The organism is Vibrio sp. 1F253 (assembly GCF_041439295.1).
GTDB lineage: Bacteria > Pseudomonadota > Gammaproteobacteria > Enterobacterales > Vibrionaceae > Vibrio > Vibrio tasmaniensis_A.
In genome coordinates, this window is the sequence record NZ_JBGONU010000080.1 from 1 (window position 1) to 9772 (window position 9772).

Below are 9772 nucleotides of genomic sequence, written 5' to 3' on the forward strand. Positions count from 1 at the left end.
GTTTTTTGACTTTCCATTCACCTTCGCCATAAACCTTAAGGCCAGTCGCATCAATCCAAAAGGTCAAAGAACCGCGGTTAATGAGTGATTGGTTGTATTGCTTCCAGTTGGTTGTTTTGTAACGAGGTTTAGGCATAGGGCTACGAGAGGGAGTGAATGTAGCTGATCAGATCGTAGGTTTTAGGTTTAGTTCCAATGAATTACGCAACAAAGCCTTCCATTCATAATCATTGGCAGGAAGGCCTTCGCTAAGGTCTGAGTCGAAATATCGAGTAAAAATGCAAATGTTTTTTTCATTCCCCTGTGTTTCGATTGTCAGTTTTGTCTTTATTTTCAAAATTATATACAATAGGACTAGCGAGCCTGACTGCAAAATCGTGGTTATAGGATAGTTAGAAAATATGATAATGAATTTAATCTATGGTCTAATTTCATTGTAAATGTAAGAAGTCACGCTGTCTTTGAAAGTTGACCAACTAAAACAGCATGACTGGGGGTTCTTTGTTTAGGAATGAATACTAATTCCTGAATACAGCTCGCTCATCGTTAAAGAATCAAAAAACAACGTAAAAAATCACGTTCTTTCCCTATGAATAATATTTAATTTTCGAAAACACACCTAAATACGAACACTCTTCAGAAACTCCACAGAAAAAATTAAATTATACACCAATCAAGCCATTCAAATAGGACCAAAACAATGGGCATTTAGGACTTAATATCTTATTTATTAGAATCTTAAATAATAACAAATAGAATACAACACATCGGATTTGTTATTTATAAATATCAAATTACTATCTCGCCGCTCAATAATTTCTAACCAAAAAATAAACAATAAAAAGGTATTAACATGTCTATAACTTTTCAAGGTAACCCCGTTTCAATCTCAGGTCTATTTCCTAAACCTAATCAAGTAGCACCAAGTTTTACTCTCTGCGACAAAGAATTAAATAGCCTAACCTTAGAAAGCCTAAAAGGGAAAAATGTCTTATTAAATATTTTCCCTAGCATTGACACCCCAGTTTGTGCTGCAAGCGTTCGTACATTTAACGAGAAAGCCGCTAATTTAAACAATACAATCGTATTATGTGTTTCTGCTGATCTACCCTTTGCTATGAATCGTTTTTGTGGTGCAGAAGGCATTGATAATGTAACAACCGCTTCTTTCTTCAGAGAGTCATCATTCACTGAAAACTACGGTGTAAACTTAAATGAAGGTGCGCTTGAAGGATTAGCTGCGAGAGCTGTTATCGTTATCGGTCAAGATGGTATAGTCAAACATAGCGAATTGGTTTCTGAAATTACTACTGAACCAAACTATGAATCTGCGCTAGCGGTTTTATCATAATCATGCGTAAACTACTTATTGTTGCTGCCACCCTTTATTCAATAAACGCCTTCGCAAAGTTTGAAACTACTGAAGACGATGCTGGATTTGGAGAGACACAAGTCGTCACACTTGATAACACCACAAAGTTTGATCTGATTGGTACACCATTAGAAGTAGGCGATTTATTGCCTTCGGCTAAGATGTTGACTTCAGATTTAGAAAGCTATGATACTAGTGCGCAAAGTAAATCGATCAAAATTTATAGCATATTGACATCTGTTGATACACCTGTTTGTGTTCAACAAGCTATTGAGCTTTCTCAATACATAGAAAGCAACCATCACAAACTTCAAGACATTGAATTTTATGCAGTCAGTGCGGATACTCCTTTTACTCAACAGCGGTTCATTAGAGAGCATTCTCTTGACGGAGCGACATATCTTTCTGACTCTTCGGAACATAAGTTTGGCCTCAATACAGGAACTCAAATTAAGCAGTTAGGCTTACTTAGTCGAAGTATTATTGTAGTGGGTATGAATAACCAAGTCATTTATACCCAAAGAGTACCTGAACTTACAACTATCCCTAGTTTAGAACGAGCAGTGAAAGTTGCGTTAGAAAACCGCTAGACTCCGGAAATATATAAGGGGCATTAGCCTCTTATATATTAACCTAATTCCAATTATATAAATAACAATCAATAATGAAAACCATAAAAAAACAAAATATATTTATAGGGTTGTTAATCCTGGTATCATTAGGTGCTCTTAAACTAAAAGAATCATCTATATTAGAAGCATTAGTAGAAGAAATTTTAATTGAAAATTATATAATAAAATCAAAATACAACATGGCACTCCATCATTTCATTAAATAATATCAACTTAGTTACAACTGCCTCTCTCCAATAGTACACCGATGCAATCCCATAGATTAGTCAAGTAGAGTCGATATCATTATACATACGAACTCACAAGAGGAAGGCATCAACGCATCTCAATGAAACCAGACACATAAATGGAAGTAACTGTGCTGATTTAAGTATACCTTTCAAAGTTCTCGTTAAAAAACAAAGCAAAATTGCCCTCAACGCCTATAATCAATTCTTATTATAAACTCGAGTTCATACTATTTTACTAGTTGTTGTCTATTGAATAATTTGGTAAGTTTGTAATATTTCATTTAAAAACAACACCAAGTATAGGTATGCAGCTATCTATGTGGGATTTTAGACCTCATGAACACTCTCAACTTCGAAATAAAATATCAGGTGAAGAAAAGAGACTAACAAAAACAGAAAGCCAGTTATTATTGCTCTTACTGTCGAATAACCATCGAGTCGTAACTAAATCTGAAATTCACAAAAAAATTTGGCCGGGGAAATTTGTTTCAGATGCCAGTATCACACACGCCATTGCATCATTACGTTTAGCTTTGAATGATACAGTGGAAGCACAATGTATCATTCGAACCGTACCTAAAGCCGGTTACTTTGTCGCTTATAATAAAATAGCTCTAGTTTTAACTAACCAAGCCCAACCCGAGACTAGGCGACCTGATAAGGTAGTGGCTTTTAAGCTTAAATGTTCTTGGCAAGCTGGCGTAATAGTTTTATTAGTCAGCATGAACTGTTTACTGTTTTGGTTTTTGTTCATACCTTCACAAAGCGAACCTAAACTGAACATGTCAAGGTTGAACTCTCAAACTAACACCTTTACGATCAAGAACAACGATTTTCATAGTCAACAACTCTTAGAACAGCTGATTAGGCACCCTACTTTAAACAATGTGAATTTTTATATTGCTTCAAATAAAACTAGGATTTATGTAAGTTGCATTCACCAGAATGCATCATCACCTTACGGCCAAAGCATCAACTTTTCCATTGATGTTAAGCGCGCTATAGAGGGGATTAGCAATGATATTGTACAAAAATGCCAATAAACACTATTTGCTTAGCGTTGTCTTTTTACTTGCCTTGTTGCCTATTCAAATTTTTCTCAATGCATCGTTTATTCCTAGTTTTGCTCAAAACGTTAATACCCAAATAAGTAAAACAGTTCTGACTTACGGTGAGCAAATGGGAGATAAGAAATACAGAAAAATCGACTATCACTTAAAACCTTATCTATGGAACCGATTTCTATTAATGGCTTCTATCCATTTCGACAATGGAAAAAAACTGGACACACAATTTCTTATTACCTTTTGGCCGAAATCCATTTATTCCATAAAATATATAAATCAACTGGTTAACACTCCAGAAACAGAATATTTTGATTTACCAGAGCAACATGCGCTCTTTGATGGCGGCGAAGAAAATTTTCAAACTTTGTTAGAAACCTCCCACCAATATTGTTACATCCAACTGTCGAACAACTCAGTTCAATGTGTCAATATATCTGAAAATAAAGAAAAAATTGACGTCAATGACAAGAAAACAACATAGCATGTGGATATTTAATCCAACCCTTAGGCGCCAGCTAACTAACCAAAGTAATGGGGAGAGCAAAAAATTGCACTCTACAGATTGCAAAATTTTAGAGCTTTTATGTCAAAATCAAGGCGAAACCGTTTTAAAAAGTACCCTAATCGACGTGGCTTGGCCAGGGCGAGTCGTCTCGCAAGCTAGTTTAACTCAGTCTATAGCCCACCTACGTATAGCTTTAGGTGACAATGGCCGACAACAAAATATTATAAAAACAGTCCCAAAGCATGGTTATTTACTGGTAAGCAACATAATAAGCCTTGAGGTGCCAATAGTTCTTGAACAAAACAACTCATCAACACCTAGTTCAGAAATAATCCCAGACACTCTCCAACCTCAAGACCATGAGAAGACCAGTCTATCGGCCCATCTACAATACCTTCAAAGATTCATTCTATTGACTCTCTCACTGTTATTTTTAGTTAGTCTCACTTGGTTAACGCGGATCATATATTACAATAGCACCACAGATCGTATTCAATGGAACCAGCGTGAACATTTGGGCGTAACGTACTATTTTACTGATACTAAAAATGGAGATAAACGTTTCAATGACCTCAAAGGGAGATACTCAAGTGACTTACGTATGCTCTATATTTCTGAAAACCCTGAGCAACTCTATGTATCGTGTGTTTATCAACCTAATAATTTACATGAACACAACACAATGAATTTTAGTTTTTCCCGAGACTATTCAATCGAGCAAGTAAGAGAGGAAATTAATGAACAATGTCGGTAAAGCCATTATTTTTCTGGTCTTGGCAAATATACTCGTCATTACGTTTATCTCATGGATAAATACCCTTAATCATCCTCTATTCTTAGATGGTCGAAACAACATCATGTTATTTTCTCATGGTCGTACATATAAAAAATTTGAAGTCGACTCCTTCAAAGAAGTAATTACCGTAGATCATCTGTGGGGAGGAGTTCACGATGCGCATTGTAGCTTATTATCCGAAGGCGAAAACAAAGCCCTCAACATCTATTACTCCGTTTATTTCTGGGGTGCAGACCTCTTTTCGACAACCAACGCGCTACGTAGCGCAAACTACACTCCCTCAACAGAACTTGATTTCACTGAAGCACACTTGATTGAGAATTCATCGGAACAATTTTTCCAGACCTTATACCAAGATAAGTATATTTTCTGTTATTCCAGTTTATTGACCGGCAGTGTCCAGTGTATCACGGCCGATTAATTAGAGTAATCAATCTAAATCATCAACAGATTTAGTTATAACTAAACGTGTTGATTATAAACATGTAAATATCAATGACTTAATTTATTCATTTAAAATCAATCTAATGACGAGTAATTTAAATTTCGGATTTGTTTATTAGTGTTCTTAAGGGTTTATGGACATAGTACTAGCAAATAGGACATATTTGAGAAACGTAATACTCATGATCAGAAAAAGAGAACCTTTAAAGATTACTGCACTCTTGTTAGAAGGAAGCCCAATCACAGCAATTTCGGGACCAATCGAAATGCTGACAATTGCTTCAATGCAAGCAGGATTACCAGCGCCACAGGTCAGTTATGTATCAGTCACAGGGGGGCCGACTCAATTCTTAGGGGGGCTAACAATTAACAGTAGTACGCATTGGGAATCCGTCGAACATACCGACATTTTAATAATAGGTGCTTGTGGTGACATAAATAAGGGGTCTTATGTCTTACCCAAAGAGGTTAAATATTGGCTAAAAAAACAAATTACGCAGTGTGAATTTGTTCTCTCTTTATGTACGGGGACATTTCTTCTGGCTGAGCTTGGGGTTTTAAACAAACGAAGCGCAACTACACATTGGGTATATGCTGAAGATTTTCGAAATCAATTCCCCCAAGTAAAATTCAAACCACACTTGAAAATAACTCATGAAGACCGATATATTTGCACCTCCAGCATTAAAGAATACTTTGCTGCAACAATTTTGTTAATTGATGCTTTGTTAGGCACGGCCCAAAGAGTTAAATGTGAACAGTACTTAGGAGGTGATGTTTCAAAAATTAAGCGAATTTGTTTAACGAGCTTTGCTCAATACCATCAACATAGCGACAGTTTGATTGATCGGTTACAAGAGTGGATGCACAATGAAGACCCAAGCAGGCTATCTGTCGCTATGTGTGCAGAGAAAAGTTTTTTGAGTGAAAGGCAAATGAAACGTCGCTTCAAAGCAGCAACTGGCGAATCTCCAATGAACTACATACAACGTATTAGAGTGGTATTAGCGAGAGACAAGCTGGACACTACCAGCTTAAACATAGAACAAATATCCCAGCAAGTTGGTTACAGTGACACAAACCATTTTAGGTCGCTGTTTAAAAAATTTTACGACATGACGCCCACAGAATATCGCAAAACGACACAGGCTTGTGAGATTTAAGCACCTTAATTCTAACTGGACCTAAGCCCTTAGCTAAAAAGGGAGTTATTCACTTGGATTGAAATGATTAACCCAATAATAAAGCTGGTATCTCTCCGGCTTTGAGCTCCACAGCCTTCATCAATTCAACTTTAAGAAAGTTGATGTCTCTCCGCCTACGCTTGTATCTGCAAGCGTTCAACGACAAACCACAAGGGAAAGAAAAGCGAAACAAAAACAAAGTCGACTAATTTACCTGCAAGAAATAAACGATGACGATCTTGGTGAGTCAAATGCGTATTGATTATAAAATTCAGGGCGAGTAATCATGTGGATAAAAAGTGGCAACTAACATTCACTAGATACACTGTTAGCTCGTAAACCGTAAAAAGTTCAGCCTTAGGTTCAATCTGACAAACATCGCTTAAAAAATAATGACTGCCAGATTAGGCCCAAGCAACTACTTTTGATGTGACATTTTTGCCACTCAGACAAATACTATTGAGAGAGTTTTTCTAAGACAGGGGTTATGGACCGATGAAGCTCACTGGACTCATATGCACCAGCTAATAATTTACTCGGATAAGCAATTGAATGGCTTAATACCTCACCAATATTGTTAATATGAATACGCTTATCAGCCACACAAGCACTCAAACATGTTCTAATAAATTGTTGGGATGTATCAAGCTCAAGCAAGCGTGCGCATCGCAGCGCTTCTTTGGTTCTTTCATAAAGCATTTCTTCAGATAACACGATTTACCCCTTCTCCATTCAATAGCATAACAATATGAAACTCTTCGCTTTTCCTCATCGCAGCAAGGAAAAGGCTCTCTCTCATTTCTCTTTGAATTATATTGTCGCTAATTACATACTTCGTCAAAATGTCAATCGCTTGTTGCTCGTTAATGTCTTCCTGACTAACTATCGCTGACAAGACACTTTTCGATAGATTTGACGAAATATCAAAATTTAGTTCTTTTGCCTTTACAATCATCGCTTTTATAACTTTGTTTTTTTGAGCTCTGATAGTACATATCTTCAGCTCATGCTTATCAAATGCATATCCAATGTCATCTAACAGTTGGCTCAATTCTTGATACACTTTACATTCCTCTAGTTCATTGTTCTTGTTCCTCATATGTTAACGTTATATGTTTAAAATAAAACAGTGAAACCAATTGCACCAACAAAACAAACCAACCAAATATCATGTAGTTATAAAAATAACACCATTATTACGTCCATAAGATCAGATATATATGTCCTATTTGGTTACTATATTGGTAATGATAGCGATCTATTTACATTGATAGAACTAGCATATTAAAATGAAATTCATTAGAAAAAGACATATACCCTAAGCATTCAAGACTTTTAGTTTCACGGTTAACATATAAACCATTGATTTAGTATGGCTATTTTTATTCTAGCTTAACCTATGGTTGAAGTTGCTTATTTTATTTTTCATGTGCGGGTGGATAATAACGCACAGAATCTAAAAAAAGGAACTGAAAATGTTATATGCACAACCAGGAACTGAAAATTCGATTGTCGATTTCAAGCCGCAGTATCAAAACTTCATAGGAGGGGCATGGGTAGCACCGAAACATGGAAAATATTTTACTAATACCTCCCCAATCAACCATTCTGTAATTTGTGAAATTCCAGCTTCGACTCAAGAAGACATCGATTTGGCAGTTAATTTTGCGCACAATGCGAAAAATGACTGGGCTTCAACATCAGTCACTGAGCGTTCAAACATATTATTAAAGATAGCTGAGCGTATTGAGAACAACCTTGAGATGCTTGCTATTACTGAAACATGGGACAATGGGAAACCTATTCGCGAGACTCTCGCCGCTGATATTCCACTCGTTGTCGACCATTTCCGCTATTTTGCTGGATGCATTAGAGCTCAAGAAGGTTCCGCTGCGGAACTAGATTCACAAACCATGACCTACCACTTCCCAGAACCTGTTGGTGTTGTAGGACAAATTATCCCATGGAACTTCCCACTCTTAATGGCCGCTTGGAAGCTGGCACCCGCGCTGGCTGCTGGCTGCTGCGTAGTATTAAAACCAGCGGAACAAACTCCTGCATCAATCTTAGTATTGATGGAGCTCATCGAAGATCTAGTCCCTGCCGGTGTAATCAATGTCGTAAATGGCTATGGTTCAGAAGCAGGTCAAGCACTTGCTACACATAAAAAGATTGCTAAAGTAGCCTTTACTGGCTCTACAGAAGTTGGACAGCATATTCTGAAGTGTGCCGCTGGGAACCTAATTCCGTCAACAGTCGAGCTAGGTGGTAAATCTCCAAATATTTTTATGGCTGATATATTTGATCACGAAGACAGTTACCTTGATAAGTGTATCGAAGGTGTCTTGTTAGCTTTTTTCAATCAAGGTGAAGTCTGCACGTGTCCTTCTCGAGTTTTGATTCATGAATCAATTTACGATCGCTTCATTTCACGTTTGCAAACTCGCATGAAAACGATCCAACAAGGAAACCCACTCGATACCGACACACAAGTTGGTTCACAGGTGTCACAAGAGCAATTTGACAAAATTCGCAAATACATAGCTCTTGGTCATGAAGAAGGTGCCGAATTACTTATTGGTGGTAACAGCAATGAAGACAATGGTTACTTTGTCGAGCCTACCCTCTTCAAAGGAACTAACGATATGCGTATTTTCCAAGAAGAGATTTTTGGCCCAGTCGTTGCTGTTACTACATTTAAGGACACTGAAGAAGCTCTGGCAATCGCCAACGATACTGAGTATGGCTTAGGTGCTGGAGTATGGACACGTGACAACAATCTGATTTCACATATGGCGAAAAATATACAAGCTGGGCGAATTTGGGTTAACTGCTACCATGCTTACCCTGCTCACGCTGCGTTTGGCGGCTATAAAAAGTCCGGGATTGGTAGAGAAACACACAAAATGATGCTAGACCACTACCAGAACACCAAAAATATCATCGTTAGCCACAGTGTTAATCCTTTAGGCTTCTTTTAAAAATTAAGCTAATTGTCTGCCCGAAAACCTAATGGGCAGACAAACATTTGGTTCATTATATTGATGGTCTAAGCCATGCCCATTTCCTTGACCCCTTTACAATGCAAGACTGAAAAAATATCCGCCTTCTTAGAAGGCAATTTCGCTTTATCATCCCTAGAAAGGGGCTTCCGCGCTATCAATTCTTCAATAACTACAGTTGTTGCTCATACTCTATGTCCTGCTTATCTTGGTGTCGTACATATCGGCGAATGACTTTTTCATTCACACCGACCGTATCTACAAAATACCCTCTAGCCCAAAAGTGATTTCCCCATAGTCTCGGCTTTGTTGCGTAATTCATTGGAACTAAACCTACGATCTGATCAGCTACCTTCACTCCCTCTTGTAGCCCTATACCTAAACCTCGTTATAAAACAACCAACTGGAAGCAAAATACAATCAATAACTCATTAACCGCGGTTCTTTGACCTTTTGGATTGATGAAGAAGCGATAAGTGGCTGGACGCAAAGCAAACAGAATAAGCGCGGGAGGCCACGTCGGTTCAGTGATTTAGCTAT

10 protein-coding genes and 2 pseudogenes are annotated in these 9772 nt (G+C 37.5%); 9 read left to right on the plus strand and 3 right to left on the minus strand.

All coding sequences use genetic code 11. From position 1 onward, the window contains the following. The first annotated feature begins 853 nt into the window (after positions 1–853). From tpx to ACED28_RS22005, 7 genes are all read left to right on the plus strand, one after another. Positions 854–1351 carry a thiol peroxidase gene (gene tpx / locus ACED28_RS21975; RefSeq protein WP_017100137.1) on the plus strand — a complete coding sequence of 166 codons (498 nt, stop codon included), beginning with the start codon at positions 854–856 and terminating at the stop codon, positions 1349–1351. 2 nt (positions 1352–1353) lie between these two features. Then, on the plus strand, positions 1354–1962 hold the full coding sequence (locus ACED28_RS21980) for a redoxin family protein (protein ID WP_017098654.1): 609 nt from the start codon (positions 1354–1356) through the stop codon (positions 1960–1962). 589 nt (positions 1963–2551) lie between these two features. After that, the gene (locus tag ACED28_RS21985; RefSeq protein WP_017098655.1) at positions 2552–3277 is read left to right on the plus strand and encodes a helix-turn-helix domain-containing protein; all 726 of its coding nucleotides are present in this window, start codon (positions 2552–2554) and stop codon (positions 3275–3277) included. After that, a complete protein-coding gene (locus ACED28_RS21990) occupies positions 3252–3782 on the plus strand; it encodes a hypothetical protein (RefSeq protein WP_017098656.1) in 531 nt (176 codons plus the stop codon). Before ACED28_RS21985 ends, ACED28_RS21990 begins: the two co-directional genes overlap by 26 nt. Continuing rightward, complete coding sequence (locus ACED28_RS21995) at positions 3763–4560, plus strand: winged helix-turn-helix domain-containing protein (RefSeq protein WP_017098657.1); 798 nt, start codon at positions 3763–3765, stop codon at positions 4558–4560. The genes ACED28_RS21990 and ACED28_RS21995 overlap by 20 nt, the downstream gene beginning before the upstream one ends. Continuing rightward, the gene (locus ACED28_RS22000) at positions 4544–5023 is read left to right on the plus strand and encodes a hypothetical protein (protein ID WP_017098658.1); all 480 of its coding nucleotides are present in this window, start codon (positions 4544–4546) and stop codon (positions 5021–5023) included. The genes ACED28_RS21995 and ACED28_RS22000 overlap by 17 nt, the downstream gene beginning before the upstream one ends. A gap of 157 nt (positions 5024–5180) precedes the next feature. Next, positions 5181–6209 (plus strand): GlxA family transcriptional regulator, encoded by a 1029-nt coding sequence (locus ACED28_RS22005; RefSeq protein WP_371710747.1) that lies wholly within the window; start codon positions 5181–5183, stop codon positions 6207–6209. A 477-nt stretch (positions 6210–6686) separates the two neighbouring features. Here the strand turns inward: ACED28_RS22005 and ACED28_RS22010 are convergent, their stop codons facing one another. Both ACED28_RS22010 and ACED28_RS22015 read right to left on the minus strand, forming a co-directional pair. Continuing rightward, positions 6687–6944 carry a hypothetical protein gene (locus tag ACED28_RS22010; protein ID WP_017098660.1) on the minus strand — a complete coding sequence of 86 codons (258 nt, stop codon included), beginning with the start codon at positions 6942–6944 and terminating at the stop codon, positions 6687–6689. After that, positions 6934–7329: a hypothetical protein gene (locus ACED28_RS22015; RefSeq protein ID WP_371710748.1), complete on the minus strand. Its 396-nt coding sequence runs from the start codon at positions 7327–7329 to the stop codon at positions 6934–6936. The genes ACED28_RS22010 and ACED28_RS22015 overlap by 11 nt, the downstream gene beginning before the upstream one ends. 376 nt (positions 7330–7705) lie before the next feature. Here ACED28_RS22015 and ACED28_RS22020 point away from each other — a divergent pair, with 376 nt between their 5' ends. Then, positions 7706–9211, plus strand: a complete 1506-nt coding sequence (locus tag ACED28_RS22020) for an aldehyde dehydrogenase family protein (RefSeq protein WP_371710749.1) — start codon at positions 7706–7708, stop codon at positions 9209–9211. A gap of 193 nt (positions 9212–9404) precedes the next feature. Here the strand turns inward: ACED28_RS22020 and ACED28_RS22025 are convergent. Then, positions 9405–9539, minus strand: a pseudogene (locus tag ACED28_RS22025) (transposase); the annotation flags it as partial. Positions 9540–9606: 67 nt separating this feature from the next. Between ACED28_RS22025 and ACED28_RS22030 the strand changes: the two are divergent. Beyond that, positions 9607–9772, plus strand: a pseudogene (locus ACED28_RS22030) (transposase); the annotation flags it as partial.